Genomic DNA, 17940 nt, shown 5'->3' with positions numbered 1-17940 from the left:
CCTCCAATATCGTGGACCCTTGGTCCGGTTGGTAACTCTCGGATTGTGCATCCGGGCGTCTGGCACCCGGAATCTTTTTGATTCTATGGGCCTGTTACTCGTCCAGCATTTCAGGCGTCACATTGGCGTCGGTGCCCGGGATGCCGAGGTCCACGGCACGTTTGTCGGCCATGGCCAGCAGCCGGCGGATCCTTCCGGCGATGGCGTCCTTGGTCATCACGGGATCAGCCAGGCGGCCCAGTTCGTCCAGGCTGGCCTGCTTGTGCGCCACCCGGAGTTCGCCGGCGTACTTCAGGTGCTCCGGGACGTCGTCGCCCAGGATCTCGAGCGCCCTGTCGACACGGGCACCTGCGGCCACAGCGGCCTGGGCTGAACGGCGCAGGTTGGCGTCGTCGAAGTTGGCGAGCCGGTTGGCGGTGGCGCGGACTTCCTTCCGCATCCGGCGCTCCTCCCACACCATGAGGGCGTCGTGGGCGCCCATGCGGGTGAGGAGGGCTGCGATCGTGTCGCCGTCGCGGATGACCACGCGGTCCACTCCCCGGACCTCGCGTGCCTTCGCCTGGATGTCCAGCCGGCGTGCCGCACCGACCAGTGCCAGTGCCGATTCCGGGCCGGGGCAGGTAACTTCCAGCGAGGAGGAGCGCCCGGGTTCGGTGAGTGAGCCGTGGGCCAGGAACGCACCGCGCCACACCGCTTCGGCGTCGGATGCGGAGCCGTTGACGACGGCGGACGGCAGTCCCCGAACAGGGCGGCCGCGGCCGTCGAGCAGGCCTGTCTGGCGGGCCAGCGCCTCGCCGTCGCGCACCACACGGACCACGTAGCGGCTGGCGCGGCGCAGTCCCCCGGCCGACACCACGATAATTTCGCTCTGGTGTCCGTAGACTTCGGCGATAGCCGCGCGGAGGCGGCGGGCGGTGGAGGCCAGGTCCACTTCGGCTTCGATAACGATCCGGCCGGAGATGATGTGCAGTCCGCCGGCGAAGCGCAGCATGGCTGAGACTTCCGCTTTCCGGACTGATGACTTCTTGATATCCAGACGGGAAAGTTCTTCCTTGACTGATGCTGTCAGTGCCATGGCACCTTCCTAACTGTTCCCGAAAATGTCGTGGTACGCCGTGGCCAGACGCAGGGGGTCATGGACAGGCCGGCGGCCCGACGCCCCTACTTTACCCAAGACCACCTCGGCTCCGATCATCGCGGCGGCCTTCTCGAACCCGGGCAGGTCGGGAACCGATGCGGGGTCGGCCAGGACAACGTCAACGGTGAAGTCGGGGGCGTACCGGCGCAGGACGTGGAGATGGTCGGCGGCCGTCATGCCGGAAGTTTCCTTAGTGTCCGTGGCCAGGTTCATGGTGAGGAGGCGTTTGGCCGGCGTATCACACAGCGCCTCCCGCATCTCGGGGAGCAGCAGGTGCGGCAGCACGGAGGTATACCAGGAGCCCGGCCCCAGGATCACCCAGTCCGCCAGTTCGATGGCCGAGAGCGCTTCGACACAGGCGGGCGCGGCTTCCGGCAGGAGGCGCACCGCTTCCAGTGAACCGGCTACGGCGCAGCGTGCCTGGCCGCGGATGGTCTGGAGTTGGGAAGTGCCGTTCGGGGCGGTGACCCGGACGTCGCCTTCGATGGTCAGCGGCTCCGTGGCCATGGGCAGGACCTGGCCGCGGGCGCCGAGCAGCGCCCCGGCCCACCGGAGGCCGGCGACGGCGTCTCCGAGGAGTTCCCACAGCGTGACGATCAGCAGGTTGCCGGTAGCGTGGTCGTCCAGCGAGCCGCCCGGTCCCTTTCCGGGGCGGAAGCGGTGCTGCATAACATCCCGCCATGTCCGGCCCCAGTCCGTGTCGTCGCACAGGGCGGAGAGGGCCATCCGAAGGTCCCCGGGCGGGAGGACGCCGTACTCGTCCCGCAGACGGCCGGAAGATCCGCCGTCGTCCGCTACCGTAACGATGGCCGTCAGCTCCGTGGTGAGCAGGCGCAGCGCCGAGAGGGAGGCCGACAGGCCGTGGCCGCCGCCGAGTGCAACAACGTTCGGCCCTTTATCCTGCTGGTTCCCGGCCGTTCCGGCCGGTGGAACCAGCGGCAGGGCCCCAGTGAACAGCGACATTACTCGCGGCCCAGGTCCCGGTGCGTGGTGGTCACGGTGACCCGGGGGAACTGGGCGAGCTTCTTGGAAAGTTCGACGGCGACGGCCACCGAGCGGTGTTTGCCTCCGGTGCAGCCCACGGCGATGGTGGCGTAGTGCTTATTCTCGCGGCGGTAGCCATCCAGGACCGGTTCCAGCGCCATCACGTAGCGGTCCACGAAGTTCTTGACCCCTTCGGCTTCGAGGACGTAGTCGCTGACGTCCTTGTCCAGCCCGGTGTGCGGGCGCAGCTGGGGCACCCAGTGCGGGTTGGGGATGAACCGGACGTCTGCCACGTAGTTTGAGTCCACGGGAAGGCCGTACTTGAAGCCGAAACTCATGACGTTCAGCCGCAGGGCCACGGGGCCGGTTTCAGTAAACAGCTCAGTGATGGCGGTGGCGAGGCCGTGGACGTTGTAGCCCGAGGTGTCCAGGACGACGTCGGAGCTGTCGCGCAGTTCCTGCAGCAGCTCCCGTTCGGCGGCGATGCCGTCGAGGATGCGGCCGCCGCCCTGCAGGGGATGCGGCCGGCGTCCCTGTTCGAACCTCCGGACCAGCACGTTGTCGCTGGCGTCGAGGAAGAGGACGCGGAAGGTAACACCGCTGGCGGCCAGCGCGCCGAGTGCCGCGCGGATGTCCGCGAAGAGTCCCTTGCTGCGGACGTCGATGACCACCGCCAGCCGAGGGATGGACTGCGGTGCATGTGAGACGAGTTCGGCGAGGGTGCCCAGCATCTGCGGCGGCAGGTTTTCCACGACGTACCAGCCGTGGTCCTCCAGTGCGTCAGCCGCTGTACTCCGCCCCGCTCCGGACATCCCGGTGACCACCAGCAGTTCCGCTTCGAGCGGCTTGACGGGTTGCATCCCGTCCTGCCCTGCTCCGGATTCCGCCGTTGTGTCTGCCATTAAGTCCGCCCCGTTTCTTCAATTGCCTGGTGGGTGGCTCCGGTGGCCCGTACCCCTCCCCAACCCTAGCTAAGAATCGTCGAACTCCGCTAAGTTTCGGCGGTGTCTCTAGGATTCGATGACTTCGCCGGTGGTCATGTTGATGGCCGGTACGGTAACTGCCTCCGGTCCGCTGGCGGAGAAATGGTTCACGATGGCGCCGGCGAGGGCAGGTCCGATCCCCTTCGCTTCGGAAAGCTCCGCCGCGGAAGCCGCCTTGACCCCCTTTACGGATCCGAAGTGCGCCAGGAGGGCCTTCCGCTTGGAAGCGCCGAGGCCCGGTACCCCGTCCAGTGCGGACACCGTCATGGCCTTTCCACGCTTTTGCCGGTGGAACGAGATCGCAAACCGGTGGGCTTCGTCGCGGATCCGCTGCAGCAGGTACAGGCCCTGCGACGTCCGCGGCAGGATCACCGGGAAGTCGCTGTCCGGCAGCCACACTTCCTCCAGCCGCTTGGCCAGGCCCACCACATATACGTCGTCAATGCCGAGGTCGGCGAGGGCGCGGGCCGCCGCGTTGACCTGGGGTTTGCCGCCGTCCACCACCACCAGGTTGGGCGGGTACGCGAACCTGGCCCGGGGCGCCGGCGTAGTGGTGTCCAGCAGGGCGCTGTCCGGCACGGCCTCTGCCTGGGCGGGTTCTGCCCTGCCAACCTCTGCGGCGTCGGCCCCACTCGTATTGAGGATGGATTCGTCCACCTGCGCCGACTTGTCCTTCAGGTAGTGCCGGAAGCGCCGGGTCAGGACGTCGTGCATGGCCGCGGTGTCATCGGCAGCCGCGGCACCGGTGACGGAAAACTTGCGGTAATCCGATTTCTTCGGCAGCCCGTCCTCCACCACCACCATGGAGGCCACCACGTTGGTGCCCTGGACGTGCGAGACGTCAAAGCATTCGATCCGCAGCAGCGGCACCGGCAGGTCCAGCGCCTCCTGAAGTTCCTGCAACGCCTGGGACCTGACCGTGAGGTCACCGGCGCGGCGCGTCTTGTGGAGCTTGAGGGCGTGTTCGGCGTTTTCCCGGACCGTGGACATCAGCGCGGCTTTGTCCCCGCGCTGCGGCACGCGGATGTCCACCTTGGCGCCGCGCATTCCGCTCAGCCATTGCGTCAGCTCCGCCTGGTTGCTGGGCGCGTCCGGCACCAGGACTTCGCGGGGCAGCCTCCCGTGGCTTTGGCCTTCGTCCCCGTAAACCTGCTGAAGCAGGTGTTCCACGAGGTCCGGGGTGGTCGAATCCTCCACCTTCTCCACCACCCAGCCGCGCTGGCCGCGGATCCGGCCGCCGCGGACATGGAATACCTGGACGGCAGCTTCCAGTTCGTCCTCATGGAGGGCAAAGACGTCGGCGTCGGTGTCTTCGGCGAGCACCACCGCGTTCCGTTCAAAGACCTTGCGCAGCGCGGTGATGTCATCGCGCAGTCGGGCCGCCCGCTCGTAGTTCAGCTCGGACACCGCTTCGGCCATTTGCTTTTCCAGCTTGCTGATAAAGCGTTTGGCTTCGCCGCCCATAAAAGCGCAGAAATCCTCCGCCAGGTCCCGGTGGTCGTCCGGGGAGATCCGGCCCACGCAGGGCGCGGAGCACTTATCGATGTAGCCCAGCAGGCAGGGCCTGCCGCTGGCCTCGGCCCGCTTGAATACGCCCGCACTGCAGCTGCGGACCGGGAAGACACGGAGGAGGGTATCCATGGTTTCCCGGATGGCTCCGGCGGTGTAGGGGCCGAAGTAGCGGGTGCCCTTCCTCTTGTCTCCGCGCATCACCTGCACCCGCGGATACTTTTCGCCCATGGTCACGGCGAGGTAGGGATACGTTTTGTCGTCCCGGAAGACGACGTTGAACCGGGGCTTGAACTCCTTGATCCACGTGTATTCCAGCTGCAGCGACTCCAGCTCGCTGCCCACCACTGTCCACTCCACGCTGCTGGCCGCATGGACCATGGCATAGGTTTTGGGCAGGAGCCCGGCCGGGTTGGCGAAGTACGAGTTCAACCGGGAGCGAAGGCTTTTCGCCTTGCCCACGTAGATGACCCGTCCGTTGGGGTCGCGGAACCGGTACACCCCCGGATTGATGGGTATCTCACCCGTCTGGGGCCGGTAACTTGCTGGATTTGCCACCTATCCATTCTACTGAGGCCCGCAGGGTGCAATGGCCGGCAGGCCTGGGAGATGTGCCAGTCAGCGGCCGCGAGGCTGTGCCAGGCAGGACCAGGCCGGCATTTCCGCTGTCCCGCTACTCGATGGTTTTGCTCTGGTTGTAGCTGGCGGAGCGTTCCTGGCCGCTGAGTTCGGCGATCGCGTCCATGACACGGTCCGTGACTTCCCTGCGGGCGGGCAGCGAATGGTCCGGGCCCGTCTTGTCGAAGTACAGCGGCTCCCCCACCTTCATGGTGAAGTGCTGCGGCCGGACCCCGCTTTCACCCGCGCGCTGAAGGTTTTCGGTCCCGATCAGGCCCACGGGGATCACGGGGGCGCCAGTGGTCAGCGCCAGCCAACCAACACCGGTGCGTCCGCGGTAGAGAATCCCGTCCCTGGACCGGGTGCCCTCCGGGTAAATACCTATCCCCTTGCCGGACTCCAGGATGTCCAGGAGCGTTTTGAGTGCCTGCACACTGGCGGCCTGCTCACCGCGTTCCACGGGAATGGAGCCTACGGATTCAAAGAAGGCCTTCATGACCTTGCCCTTGGCGCCGCCGGTGGTGAAGTACTCGGCCTTCGCAAAGAACGCGACCGGGCGGGGCATCAGCGCCTGGACGATGACACTGTCAAAAAACGAGAGGTGGTTGGGCGCCACGATGAACGGGCCGTCGTCGGGAACATTTTCCAGGCCGACGACGGTGGGCCTGCAGGTGCCGGAAATCAGGCTCCGCGTGGTCCAGCGGACAGCGTCAAACAGTGCCATCGTTGGTCACCTCGCTCATGGCGGCGGTGTGGATGGATTCAAGGCGGCCGATGGCGGTCACCAGCTCTTCCGCGGTCTCCACCACGGCCACGGCTCCGGCATTCTCCAGTTCCCCGTTGGGGGCAAATCCCCAGGCGATCCCAATGCAGTCCAGGCCATTGGCAATGGCACCGGCGACGTCCTGCGCGCGGTCTCCAACCATCAACGCGTGTTGGGTGCCCAGGTCCTTCAGCGCGGCAGCGATAACCTCCGTCTTCCCGACCGGGACCCCCGCCACGGCGGACTCGTCATCTGCCGAGCCGTGGATCCCCTGGAACAGCCCGTCGATTCCGTGGTGTGCGAGGACCGTCCGGGCCAACCCCTGCGGTTTCTGCGTGGCCACGGCAATCGGCCGGCCTGCGGCCGCAAAAGAATCCAGAAGCTCACGGACGCCCGGATAAACCCGGCTCCGGCTGATCCCGGTGGCCACGTAGTACTCGCGGTAGCGGCGGATCACCTCGTCCAGGAGCTCGGCCGGAACCTGGGCCACGTTCAGCAGGGAGTCGCTCAACTTCGGGCCGATCATCGCTTCGAGCAGATCCTGGCCGGGAACCGGAAGCCCCACCCCCTGAAGGGCGGCAGCAATTCCATCTGTTATCCCACCGGCCGGATCGACAAGAGTGCCGTCCAGGTCAAAGATCACGGGCACTGTTGTTTGAGTCACCGGGTTAGTTTCTCACGACAGCACTCATGCCTGAAACTCGCATTCCCGCTACGGAATACTTCGGGGATGGCTGGCGATCTACGGCAGTATCTCGGCGAGGAACGTTGCAGTGTGGCTCGTGGTGGACTTGGCGATCTGCTCAGGCGTGCCGGCCGCGACAACCTGGCCGCCTCCCGAACCGCCGTCCGGACCAAGATCCACAATCCAGTCGGCACTCTTGATGACGTCCAGGTTGTGTTCGATGGTGATCACCGTGTTGCCCTTGTCCACCAGGCCCTGCAGCACCATCAGCAGCTTGCGGATGTCCTCGAAGTGCAGGCCCGTGGTGGGCTCGTCCAGGACATAGACGCTGCGGCCGTTTGACCGTTTCTGCAGTTCGGCTGCCAGTTTGACGCGCTGGGCCTCGCCGCCGGACAGCGTGGTGGCGGGTTGTCCAAGCCGGACGTACCCAAGGCCCACGTCAACCAGGGTGTTCAGGTGGCGGGCGATGGGAGAGAACGCCGCGAAGAACTCTGCGCCCTCCTCGATGGGCATGTTCAGCACGTCGGCGATGGTTTTGCCCTTGTAGTGGACTTCCAGCGTTTCACGGTTGTAGCGCGCACCATGGCACACCTCGCACGGCACGTAAACGTCGGGCAGGAAGTTCATCTCGATCTTCAGTGTTCCGTCACCGGAGCAGGCCTCACACCGTCCGCCCTTGACGTTGAAGGAGAAGCGTCCGGGAAGGTAGCCGCGGACCTTCGCTTCGGTGGTCTCCGCGAAAAGCTTGCGGATGTTGTCGAAGACGCCGGTGTAGGTGGCCGGGTTGGAGCGCGGTGTCCGGCCGATGGGGCTCTGGTCAACGTGCACCACCTTGTCCAGGTGCTCCAGGCCCTGGACCGTTTTGTGCCGGCCGGCCACCTGCTTGGCGCCGTTGAGCTTGTTGGCCAGCACCTTGTACAGGATTTCGTTGACCAGGGTGGACTTGCCGGAGCCGCTGACGCCGGTCACGGCGGTGAAGAGACCCAGCGGGAAAGCGGCGTCGACGTTCAGGAGGTTGTTCTCCCGGGCGCCCACCACCTTCAGCTCACGCTTCTTGTCGTACTTCCGGCGTTTCTGGGGGACCTCAATCTTCTTGCGTCCGGACAGGTAGTCCCCCGTCAGCGAGGCGGTGTTCTCCAGCAGGTCCTTGTAGGAGCCGGAGTGGACCACCTGGCCGCCGTGTTCGCCGGCGCCCGGTCCAATGTCCACCACCCAGTCGGCCACGTGGATGGTGTCTTCGTCGTGCTCCACCACAATGAGTGTGTTGCCCATGTCGCGGAGTCTGGTCAGGGTGTCGATCAGGCGCCGGTTGTCGCGCTGGTGCAGCCCGATGGACGGTTCGTCCAGCACGTACAGGACGCCCACCAGGCCGGAACCGATCTGGGTGGCCAGCCGGATGCGCTGGGCCTCGCCACCGGAGAGCGTGGCGGACGGCCGTTCGAGGTTCAGGTATTCCAGCCCGACGTCCAGCAGGAAGGTCAGCCGCGCCTGGATCTCCTTCAGCACCTGGTGCGCGATCTGCGCTTCACGGCCGGTCAGCACCAGGTTGTTCAGGAAGTCAGCGCACTCGCGCATGGGCAGGGCGGCGACGTCGGCAATCGACTTCCCGTTGATGAGCACCGACAGGGAGGCAGGATTGAGGCGGGCGCCATTGCAGGCAGGGCACGGAATCTGCCGCATGTACTCTTCATAGCGGTCGCGGGCCCACTCGGAGTCCGTCTCGCCGTGCTTCCGGTGGACGTACTGGATGGCACCTTCAAAGCCGGTGCTGTATTTCCGTTCCCGGCCGAACCGGTTCCGGTACTGCACCACCACCTTGTGGTCCTTGCCGTGCAGCACCGTCTGGCGGACATCGCTGCCCAGCTTCTCCCATGGCGTATCCATGGAAAACCCGAGTTCCTTCGCGAGGCCTTCCAGGAGCCTGTTCCAGTATTCCGTGGTGGCAGTACCCAGGGACCAGGGAGCGATGGCGCCCTCGGACAGCGAAAGCTCCGGGTTGGGGACGATGAGTTCCTCGTCCACCTCCAGCCTGGTGCCGATGCCGCTGCACGCCGCGCACGCGCCGAAGGGGTTGTTGAAGGAGAAAGACCTTGGCTCGATTTCGTCGATGGCCAGCGGATGTTCGTTGGGGCAGGCCAGGTTCTCCGAGAAGGCGCGAAGGCGGTGCGGATCATCGGCCTCCAGGTCGACGAATTCGGCGAGGACCCTGCCCTCGGCGAGGCCCAGGGCGGTTTCGATGGAGTCGGTGAGGCGCTGGCTGATGCCTTCCTTGACCACCAGGCGGTCCACTACCACTTCGATGGTGTGCTTGAACTGCTTGCCCAGCTTGGGGGGGTCATTGAGCTGGACGAGGTCTCCGTCCACCCGGGCGCGGGAGTAACCCTTGGCGGTGAGTTCCTTGAAGAGGTCGACAAATTCCCCCTTCCGGCCGCGCACCACGGGGGCGAGGACCTGGAAACGGGTGCCTTCGTCCAGCTCCAGCAGCTGGTCGACGATCTGCTGCGGCGTTTGCTTCGCCACCGGCTCGCCACAGACAGGGCAGTGCGGCCGGCCCACGCGCGCCCAGAGCAGGCGCATGTAGTCGTAGATCTCGGTGATGGTTCCCACGGTGGAACGGGGATTCTTGCTGGTGGACTTCTGGTCGATGGAGACGGCCGGGGAGAGCCCCTCGATGAAGTCGACGTCGGGCTTGTCCACCTGGCCCAGGAACTGGCGGGCGTACGCGGAGAGCGACTCGACGTAGCGGCGCTGGCCCTCGGCGAAAATGGTGTCGAAGGCGAGGGATGATTTGCCGGAGCCGGACAATCCCGTGAAGACGATCATGGCGTCCCGCGGCAGGTCCAGGTCAACGTTGCGCAGGTTGTGCTCCCGTGCGCCCTTGACCACAAGACGGGACAAGTCCGGACGCTTGGGCGCGGCGGAGCGGGCGGGCGAAACGTCAACGGATTGGATGGCAGATTCTTCAGCTACGGCTTTAGGCACCCACTAATGCTAATCGAAAACTTCTTCGAACACCCACGCGGCAGCTCTCAGGAGCCGTCGTAGGCTGCGGCCAGCAGCTGCACCGCCTCGGCGAACGATGCGCCTTGGGCCTTGGCGGCCGCCGCGTACTCTGCGGCGGCAGCGGACAGCCCGCCCAGGCGCTCATCGCGGGCGCAGACGAAGGTGCCGTTCCTCCCCCGGGTGGCCACGACGCCGGCGGCCTCGAGCTCCTTGTAGGCCCTGGCCACGGTATGGGGTGCGACGTCCAGCCGTTCCGCCAGGGACCGCACGGCGGGCAGCCGGGTTCCCGGCGGCAGCTTTCCGGCGTCGGCCCAATGGATCACCTGGAGCCGCAACTGCTCGAACAGCGGGACCGAACTGGCTGAATTGGGCTTCCAGGCCCCCGGGAAGTCGGCCGCCGTTTTCAAATGCCGGCCTCAAGCACGCCGCTGCGCTCCGCCTGCAGCGAGAACTGGGCGTTGTAGAGGCGCGTGTAATAGCTGTTCGCAGCAAGGAGGTCCTGGTGGGTGCCCTGCTCGACAATGCGTCCGTGGTCCATGACCAAGATTAGATCAGCGTCGCGCACTGTGGACAAACGGTGGGCAATAACAAAGCTGGTCCGGCCCCGGCGCAGCCGCTGCATGGCCTGACGGATCAACAGCTCCGTCCTTGAATCCACTGAACTTGTTGCCTCGTCGAGGATCTGTACGGCCCGGGCTGCCAACTGCGCCCGGGCAATGGTGATCAACTGCCGCTGGCCCTGGCTTAGCCCGTCACCCCCGTTCTCCAGCACTGTGTCATAACCATTCGGCAGAGACCTCACAAAGCGGTCCACGTAGCTGGCCTCGGCTGCGGCCAGGATCTCCGCCTCGGCGGCTCCCGGGCTTCCATAGGCGATGTTTTCGCGGATAGTGCCTGCGAAGAGCCATGCGTCCTGCAGCACCACACCGAACTGTGCCCGCAGGAGGTCCCGGGGAAAGGCCGCGATATCCGCGGTGTCGATGGTAATCCGCCCCGTATCCGGCTCGCAAAAGCGCAGCAGGAGGTTGATCACAGTGCTCTTGCCGGCCCCTGTATGCCCCACGATCGCCACCGTCCGGCCCGGTTCCACCGTAAAGGAGAGGTTGCGCACCGCCGGCGCGGCATCGTTATAACCGAACGTCACGTCATGGAATTCAATGCGTCCGCGCCCCTGGACAACAGCATCCGCTGCCGGCTCGTCGGGCGGCTCCTCCTGCGTATCGAGCAAGGCGAAGACGCGGGCCGCCGAGGCCTCGCAGGACTGCATGAGGTTGAGCATGCCGCCGATCTGGCCCACAGGCTGGGTGAAAAGCCTGCTGAACTGGATAAAAGCCTGGATTCCCCCGATGGTCATGGCGCCGGCGATCACCTGGAGGGCACCCACCACCGCCACGGCGATGTAACTGAGGTTGGACATCAGGACCATCAGCGGCTGCACAACGCCCGCCGTGTACTGCGCTTTGGTGGCCGCGCGCGCCAGGCGCTCGTTGCTCCGGGCAAAGACTTCTGCTGCCTGCGCCTGCCGTCCGAAGGCCTTGATGACCTCGTGGCCGGTGACGAACTCCTCCACGTGCGCGTTCAATTCACCTGTTTCGGTCCACTGACTGTCGAACTGTGCCTGGGATTTCCGCGCCACCTGCACGGTGATCAAGGTGGACAGCGGGACCGTCGCGATCGCAATGGCAGCCAGCAAGGGCGAGATCCACAGCATCATGGCCAGCGAGCCGGAGAGCATCAGCACGGACATGATGAGTTGTGTCAGGAGCTGGTTCAAGGCCTGGGTGATGTTGTCGATGTCGTTCGTGGCACGGCTCAGGACGTCGCCCCGGGACCGTTCCCGGAAGTAGGTCACCGGCAGCCGGTGCAGCTTTTCCTCCACCGACCCGCGAAGTCCGTACATCAGGCCCTGGACCGAGTGGGCGGCGAGTGACCCCTGGATCCAGTTGAGCAGGGAGGTGCCGATATACATGAGCGCCACTGCTCCCAGGATTAATCCCAGCGCGTGCTCGTCCAGGTTCCCGCGGAGGACGCCGTCCACCACGACGTCGGTGGCGTCGCCCAGGTACTTCGGCGCCGCGACATTGAGGCCCGCGAACGCGCAGGTGGCGGCAACGGCGCCCAGCATCTGCCGCCGGAAGGGCCGGAGCAGTCCAAGGAGACGGCGGGCGGTGGGCCAGAACGCTGTCGCCGTCCCGGCGGCGGCTGCAACGGTCACCGGCTGCCGTCCAGGGCCAGCTGCGATTCGGCTATTTCACGGTAGGTGGCGGACGTCTCAAGCAACTCCTGGTGCGTTCCCTGCGCTACCAGCCGCCCGCCGTCGAGCACCAGGATCAGCCCGGCGCCAACAACTGCGGAGATCCTTTCCGCCACCATAATCACCGTGGCCGCTGCCAGCGTTGCCTGGAGGGCCTGCCGCAGCCGGGTATCGGTATCGTAGTCCAGTGCCGAAAAGCTGTCGTCAAAGAGGTACAGCGGCGCCTTGCGCAGCAGCGCACGGGCAATGCAGAGGCGCTGCCTCTGGCCGCCGGAAAGGTTTGTGCCGCCCTGGCCCAGCGGGGTTGCTAGCCCCAGCGGCAGGTCCCGCATAAAGCGCATGGTCTGGGCGGTCTCAAGAACCTCCCAAAGTTCCCCATCCGTTGCGTCAGGTTTTGCCATCCGGAGGTTGTCCCCGATAGTGCCGGTGAAGAGGTGCGACCGCTGCGGAACGATCGCCATGGATGCCCGGAGGCTGTCCAGGGACACGCCCTTGATGTCCACCCCGCCCAGGCTGACGTGCCCAGCCGTGGAATCCAGGAAGCGCGGAATGAGGTTGAGGAGGGTTGATTTTCCGCTGCCGGTAGAGCCCACGATGGCTGTCATGGTGCCCGGAACTGCGGTAAAGCTGATGTCGGCGAGGACCGGCACCTCCGCACCCGGATAGGAGAAGGAGACCTGGCTGAACTCGAGCGTCGCGGGCACCGCCCGCTGCGGCCGCTGGCCGTTCCCGACGGCGGCATCCTGCAGCGGGACGCGCTGCAGCGGATCCGCAGCCGGGGGAAGAGGCTGCAGGGGCTCCAGGAACAGGAACCGGGGGTTCTGCGGTTGACGCACGGATGGCTCGGTGTCCAGGACGGCCCCGATCCGCTCGGCGCTGACGGATGCGCGGGGCGCAGTCATGAGGACGTACATGGACATCATGATGGCGAGCAGGATCTGCAGGATGTAAGCGATGAAGGCCGTCAGGGCACCGATGTTCATCACGCCGGTCTGGACCCGGTGCCCGCCGAACCACACCACGGCCACCGAGGAGATGTTGACCACGAGCATGACCAGCGGGAGCATGCCGGCAACCAGTAGCGCGGACTGGAGGTTGTTGGCGGTGAGGCTGCTGTTGACCTGGCCAAAACGGCGGACTTCATGGTTTTGGCGCACAAAGGAACGGATCACGGTGGCGCCGATGATCTGCTCCCTGAGGATGCCGCCTGCGCGGTCCAGCAGTTCCTGGCCTTCGCGGTAAAGCGGAATCAGCCGCCGGACAATGAGGTACATGATCAGCAGGAGCACGGGCACGATGGCGATCACCACGGACGACAGCGCCACGTCCTGCTGCAGGGCCAGGACCACCCCACCCACGCCCATGGCCGGACCGGCCACCAGCATGGTGAACACCAGCACGGCGAAGGACTGGATCTGCTGGGTATCGTTGGTGGCCCGGGTGGTCAGGCTCTGGGTCCCGAAGACGGCAACATCCTGGGAAGACAGCGACTGGATTTTGGCAAAAATTTCACCGCGGAGCTGTTGCCCGATCTTCATGGCGACCACGGCGGCAAGATAGCCGGCTGCTATGGCTGCCGCCGCCTGCAGGACGGCAATCAGCCCCATCACCACGCCCAGGCGCGAGATGACTGCGGTGTTGCCTGCCACGATGCCGTCGTCGACAATCGCTGCATTAACCGTGGGCAGCAGGAGGTTGGCCGCGGCCTGGACCAGTTGCAGCAGAACGATGGCGGCAATCCGGGCTTTATGACCCTCCAGCAGCCGCCTCATCAGAGCGATCAGCACCATACCTCCACTGCGGTTGGGGACGCCAGCTGGGGCGGCTGATGGCGGCCCCCCAACCGGCCAACTCCGCCATTGTAAGGCAGATCACTATCTTTTGCTGTCATACGACGTGACGGCCTAGTAGAGAACGTCCAACGAACGGACTTGCGCCCCCTATCCCTTGCGCCCTACAGCAAAGATTCTGCGGAAAGGAAACACGGTGCCGTGAACGGTTGGCGGATAGGCGTCCCGGAGCGCTGCGGCATATTCAGCCTCAAATGCTGCGCCGTCTTCCGGGGACAGGACTGCCAGGACCGGGCGAAGCGCGGTGCCCCGCACCCACTCCAGCACCGGGTCCGCGCCGGACAACACCTGCTGATAGCTGGTCTCCCACGCATCGGCCCTGAACCCGGCGTCGAGCAGGATCCGAAGGTACTCCCCGGGCTCGCCCACGGACTCCCCGCCCCGCAGCACTCCGCGCAGCTTCGGCTCCCAGCGGGATGATCCGGCCAGCCCGCGCATCAGTGCGTGGGACGGGGCATTGAAGTTTCCGGGAACCTGCATGGCAAACCACGAGCCGGGACGAAGGGCGGCCAGCCACTTCCGCATCATGTCCTGGTGGCCGGGCACCCACTGCAGTGCGGCGTTGCTCACCACGACATCCGCATCAGCGGAGGGCATCCAGTCGGCGATATCTATCAGTTCAAAGCGCAGGGACGGTGTTCCGTCCGCAATGGCCGCCGCCTTGCCAAGCATCTCGGCCGAGGAATCCAGGCCCACGACGTCGGCCCCCGGCCAGCGCTCAGCCAGCGTTGCGGTGAGATTTCCAGGACCGCACCCCAGGTCCACCACCTGCACCGGCCGGTCAGCGTGGACCCTTCCGGTGAGGTCGAAGAATGGGCGGTCCCGGTAATCGCCGAACTGAACGTACTTTGCCGGATCCCATTTCATACTTTTCTCCACCTTCTTGTGCCGCAGGTACCGCCGAAGCCTATCCTGCGGCTCGCTAAATTCCGGGGGCGTCCGGCACTAAGCTGGAAAACAATGAAACTCGTTGACCAGCTGCCCGATGTCTCCGCCCGGGACCTGCCCGCGTCCGTCGTCGATCCTGACGCCCTTTACTCCCGGTTCCTCGAATGGACGGAAAGCCGCGGCCTGGACCTGTACCCCGCCCAGGACGAGGCGATCATGGAGCTGGCAACCGGCGCCAACGTGATCCTTGCAACCCCGACGGGCTCCGGAAAGTCGCTGGTGGCCATCGCCGCGCACTTCCAGGCGATGGCCCAGGGCCGGCGCAGCTATTACACCGCCCCCATCAAGGCGCTGGTCTCGGAAAAGTTCTTTGCGCTCTGCGAGATTTTCGGGGCCGGGAACGTAGGGATGATTACGGGTGATTCAGGCGTCAACCAGGACGCACCCATCATCTGCTGCACGGCCGAAATCCTTGCCAACATCGCCCTTCGGGAAGGGGCCGCCGCGGACCTGGGATCCGTGATCATGGACGAGTTCCACTTCTACTCGGACCCGCAGCGCGGTTGGGCCTGGCAGGTACCCCTGCTGGAGCTCCCCCAGGCACAGTTCCTCCTGATGTCCGCCACGCTGGGTGACGTGAGCAGGTTCGAAAAGGGCCTGACGGACCTGACCGGGCTTCCCACCACCACAGTGAGCTCGGCGGAACGGCCCATCCCGCTGCACTACTACTACCACGAGACTCCCGTCCACGAGACGCTGGAGGAGCTGCTGTCCACCAGGCAGGTGCCGGTCTACGTGGTGCACTTCAGTCAGATCGAGGCGATCGACCGCGCCCAGACGCTGATGAGCATCAACGTGTGCACCCGCGAGGAGAAGGACAAAATCGCGGAGCTGATCGCCAACTTCCGTTTCGCCGCCGGCTTCGGCAAAACCCTCAACCGGCTGGTGCGGCACGGCATCGGGGTGCACCACGCCGGGATGCTGCCGAAGTACCGCCGCCTTGTGGAACAGCTGGCCCAGGCCGGGCTGCTCAAAGTCATCTGCGGCACGGACACCTTGGGGGTGGGCATCAACGTGCCCATCCGCACGGTGCTCCTGACCGCCTTGAGCAAATACGACGGCGTACGCACCCGGCTGCTGAACCCGCGTGAGTTCCACCAGATTGCCGGCCGGGCCGGGCGGGCGGGCTACGACACTGCGGGCACCGTGGTGGTGCAGGCTCCAGAACATGTCATCGAGAACGTGAAGGCGATGGCCAAGGCCACCGCCAAGTTCGGGGACGACCAGCGGAAGCTGCGGCAGGTGGTGAAAAAGAAGCCGCCGGAGGGTTTTGTGTCCTGGGGCGAGCCGACGTTCAAGCGGCTGGTTGAATCCGTGCCGGAGCCGTTGAATTCCAGCTTCACGGTGACGCATGCCATGCTCATGAACCTCATGGAACGGCCCGGCGATCCTTTTGCGGCCGCGCGCCGGCTGCTGACGGAAAACCATGAGTCCCGGTCCTCCCAGCTGAAGCTGATGAAGAAGGCGCTGGGGATCTACCGTGAACTGCTGGCCGCCGAAGTGGTGGAGCGGATCCCTCCCGCGCAGCAGGGACCGGACGGCCGCACCGTCCGCCTCACCGTGCATCTGCAGCCCAACTTCGCCCTGAACCAGCCGCTCTCCCCCTTCGCACTCGCCGCGCTGGAGCTCCTTGATCCGGAGTCGCCGTCGTACGCCCTGGACGTGGTGTCCGTGATCGAGGCAACGCTCGAAAAGCCGCGCCAGATCCTTTCTGCGCAGCAAAAGAAAGCCCGCGGCGAGGCCATAGCGGCAATGAAGGCCGACGGCATTGAGTACGACCAGCGGATGGCCATGCTGGACGAGGTGACGTACCCGCAGCCGCTGGCCGAAATCCTGGGCGAGGCGTTTGAGGTGTACCGCAAGGCGGCCCCGTGGGTGGGTGACTTCGAGCTGGCTCCCAAGTCCGTGGTGCGGGACATGTACGAACGTGCCATGAACTTTGGCGAATTCGTGCAGTTCTACGGGCTGGCCCGCTCGGAGGGCATTGTGCTGCGGTACCTCGCCGATGCCTTCAAGGCGCTGCGGCAGACGGTGCCGCAGGACATGCTGCGGGAGGACCTGGAAGATCTCAATGCCTGGCTCGGCGAGCTGGTCCGGCAGGTTGACTCCAGCCTGCTGGACGAGTGGGAGGAACTGACGTCGGGCGCGGCGCCCACCCCGCACGACGCACCGCCGCCTCCCCCGCCGGCGCTCACGTCCAACATCCGCGCCTTCCGCGTCATGGTGCGCAACGAGATGTTCCGCCGGGTGGAGCTGTTCGCGGACGAGGACGCCGAGGCCCTGGGCGAACTGGACGGCGCCGCCGGCTGGGACGCCGGGCGCTGGGAGGACGTGCTGGACGACTACTTCGACGAGCACAACGATATCGGCACCGGCCCGGACGCCCGCGGCCCCGGGCTGCTCATCATCACGGAGGAACCTGGCGTCTGGAAGGTCCGGCAGATTTTTGACGACCCCGCCGGCAACCACGACTGGGGCATTTCCGCTGAAGTGGACCTGGACGCGTCGAACGAATCCGGCACCGCTGTGGTCCGCGTGACAGACGTCAACCGGCTCTGACAGCCGTCGTTGGCCGGGACGGGGCCGGGGCGGGCTGGTGCCTTCGCCGGCAAACCGCCTGCACCGGCCAACCGCCTGCGCCAACCGCCTGCACAAGGGGCGCCTGCTCACTGCACGGGCGCGACGGCGGCGGTAAGCTCGAACAATGAGTGTAATCCGCCCTGCAACCCCGCATGATGTCCCCGCGATCCTTCGCATGATCCACGAACTCGCGCACTACGAAAAGGAACCGGACGCCGTCCGCAACACCCCGGAAATGCTGGAGCAGGTTCTCTTCGGCGCCGACCCCCGGGTCTTCGCCGCCATGGCGGAGAACGATAACGGGGAAGTCCGCGGCTTCGCATTGTGGTTCCTCAACTACTCCACCTGGGAAGGCGCGCACGGGATCTACCTGGAGGACCTCTACGTCAGCCCGGAGGCCCGCGGCGAGGGGCACGGCAAGGCCCTGCTGCAGCACCTGGCCGGAATCGCCGTCGAAGAAGGCTACGCGAGGGTGGAGTGGAGCGTCCTGGACTGGAACGAGCCGTCCATCAACTTCTACCGGCGGTTGGGTGCCCGGCCCATGGATGGCTGGTCCACATTCCGGCTCACCGGCGAGGCGCTGGAGCAGTTCGGCAGCGCCGTTCCGGCCGCCGCCAATGGCTAA

At 65.7% G+C, this 17940-nt stretch carries 13 protein-coding genes; 2 read left to right on the top strand and 11 right to left on the bottom strand.

All coding sequences use genetic code 11. From position 1 onward, the window contains the following. Nucleotides 1-94: 94 nt before the first annotated feature. The 11 genes from whiA to FBY31_RS02320 form a co-directional block, all read right to left on the bottom strand. Nucleotides 95-1075 carry a DNA-binding protein WhiA gene (whiA, locus tag FBY31_RS02370; protein ID WP_142036416.1) on the bottom strand — a complete coding sequence of 327 codons (981 nt, stop codon included), beginning with the start codon at nt 1073-1075 and terminating at the stop codon, nt 95-97. A 9-nt stretch (nt 1076-1084) separates the two neighbouring features. Further along, nucleotides 1085-2101: a gluconeogenesis factor YvcK family protein gene (locus FBY31_RS02365; protein WP_142036413.1), complete on the bottom strand. Its 1017-nt coding sequence runs from the start codon at nt 2099-2101 to the stop codon at nt 1085-1087. Next, a complete protein-coding gene (rapZ, locus tag FBY31_RS02360; protein WP_142036410.1) occupies nt 2101-3024 on the bottom strand; it encodes an RNase adapter RapZ in 924 nt (307 codons plus the stop codon). The genes FBY31_RS02365 and rapZ overlap by 1 nt, the downstream gene beginning before the upstream one ends. 108 nt (nt 3025-3132) lie before the next feature. Further along, nucleotides 3133-5172 carry an excinuclease ABC subunit UvrC gene (gene uvrC / locus FBY31_RS02355; protein ID WP_142036408.1) on the bottom strand — a complete coding sequence of 680 codons (2040 nt, stop codon included), beginning with the start codon at nt 5170-5172 and terminating at the stop codon, nt 3133-3135. Between the two features lie 115 nt (nt 5173-5287). Next, entirely contained in the window at nt 5288-5956 is a 669-nt protein-coding gene (locus FBY31_RS02350) for a lysophospholipid acyltransferase family protein (protein WP_142036405.1), read from the bottom strand. Next, nucleotides 5943-6659: an HAD hydrolase-like protein gene (locus FBY31_RS02345; RefSeq protein ID WP_142036402.1), complete on the bottom strand. Its 717-nt coding sequence runs from the start codon at nt 6657-6659 to the stop codon at nt 5943-5945. The genes FBY31_RS02350 and FBY31_RS02345 overlap by 14 nt, the downstream gene beginning before the upstream one ends. Nucleotides 6660-6737: 78 nt before the next feature. Beyond that, complete coding sequence (gene uvrA / locus FBY31_RS02340) at nt 6738-9662, bottom strand: excinuclease ABC subunit UvrA (protein ID WP_142036397.1); 2925 nt, start codon at nt 9660-9662, stop codon at nt 6738-6740. A gap of 47 nt (nt 9663-9709) precedes the next feature. Next, on the bottom strand, nt 9710-10090 hold the full coding sequence (locus FBY31_RS02335; RefSeq protein ID WP_142036394.1) for a GntR family transcriptional regulator: 381 nt from the start codon (nt 10088-10090) through the stop codon (nt 9710-9712). Further along, nucleotides 10087-11808, bottom strand: a complete 1722-nt coding sequence (locus tag FBY31_RS02330) for an ABC transporter ATP-binding protein (RefSeq protein WP_200833430.1) — start codon at nt 11806-11808, stop codon at nt 10087-10089. The genes FBY31_RS02335 and FBY31_RS02330 overlap by 4 nt, the downstream gene beginning before the upstream one ends. Nucleotides 11809-11894: 86 nt before the next feature. Beyond that, on the bottom strand, nt 11895-13727 hold the full coding sequence (locus tag FBY31_RS02325) for an ABC transporter ATP-binding protein (protein WP_235012896.1): 1833 nt from the start codon (nt 13725-13727) through the stop codon (nt 11895-11897). Between the two features lie 150 nt (nt 13728-13877). After that, nucleotides 13878-14654, bottom strand: a complete 777-nt coding sequence (locus FBY31_RS02320; RefSeq protein WP_142036388.1) for a trans-aconitate 2-methyltransferase — start codon at nt 14652-14654, stop codon at nt 13878-13880. A 93-nt stretch (nt 14655-14747) separates the two neighbouring features. Here FBY31_RS02320 and FBY31_RS02315 point away from each other — a divergent pair, with 93 nt between their 5' ends. Beyond that, complete coding sequence (locus FBY31_RS02315; RefSeq protein WP_142036385.1) at nt 14748-17294, top strand: DEAD/DEAH box helicase; 2547 nt, start codon at nt 14748-14750, stop codon at nt 17292-17294. A 145-nt stretch (nt 17295-17439) separates the two neighbouring features. Further along, nucleotides 17440-17940, top strand: coding sequence for a GNAT family N-acetyltransferase (locus FBY31_RS02310; protein WP_142036383.1), 501 nt, complete (start codon nt 17440-17442; stop codon nt 17938-17940).

Source organism: Arthrobacter sp. SLBN-100 (assembly GCF_006715305.1).
GTDB lineage: Bacteria > Actinomycetota > Actinomycetes > Actinomycetales > Micrococcaceae > Arthrobacter.
This window is presented reverse-complemented; position numbering and strand designations above follow the sequence as displayed.